The sequence below is a fragment of the Streptomyces sp. NRRL WC-3742 genome (genome assembly GCF_000720635.1).
Taxonomy (GTDB): Bacteria; Actinomycetota; Actinomycetes; order Streptomycetales; family Streptomycetaceae; genus Kitasatospora.
On record NZ_JOCF01000176.1, the window covers coordinates 1 to 765 of the forward strand.

Genomic DNA, 765 nt, shown 5'->3' on the forward strand with positions numbered 1-765 from the left:
GTGAAGTACGTGCCGGACGCGACGGGTGACCGTCGTTTCTCGGACGATCACACCACCGACCGGGAGGGCGTGGACGGCCTCCTGTCGGAGCTGGACGAGTACGGCGTGGAGCAGGCGCTGCGGATCGCGGAGGCGAACGAGGGCGCGGAGGTGACGGTCCTGACGGTCGGGCCGGACGACGCGAAGGACGCGCTGCGCAAGGCGCTGTCGATGGGTGCGGACAAGGCCGTGCACGTCAACGACGAGGACATCCACGGCACCGACGTGATCGGGACGTCGGCGGTGCTGGCGAAGGCGCTGGAGAAGACCGGGTTCGACCTGGTGATCGGTGGTATGGCGTCGACGGACGGCACGATGGGTGTGCTGCCGGCGCTGCTGGCGGAGCGTCTGGGTGTGCCGCAGCTGACGCTGCTGTCGGAGGTGTCGGTCGAGGGCGGCGTGGTGAAGGGCCGTCGTGACGGGGACGCGGCGACGGAGCTGGTCGAGGCGTCGCTGCCGGCGGTGGTCTCGGTGACGGACCAGTCGGGCGAGGCCCGCTACCCGTCGTTCAAGGGGATCATGGCGGCGAAGAAGAAGCCGGTGCAGGAGCTGGACCTGGACGATCTGGGCATCGAGGCGGACGAGGTCGGTCTGGCGGGGGCCTGGACGGCGGTGGAGTCGGTGGCGGCGCGTCCGGCGCGTACCGCGGGCACGGTCGTCAAGGACGAGGGTGAGGGCGGCAAGCAGCTCGCGGCCTACCTCGCCGACCAGAAGTTCATCTAGTCC

The 765-nt window shown here is 70.3% G+C and carries 1 protein-coding gene; it reads left to right on the forward strand.

Translation table 11 applies throughout. The features are described from left to right. A partial coding sequence (locus IH61_RS0139920; protein ID WP_234327541.1) for an electron transfer flavoprotein subunit beta/FixA family protein occupies nucleotides 1-762 on the forward strand: 762 nt, incomplete at its 5' end. Nucleotides 763-765 lie beyond the last annotated feature (3 nt).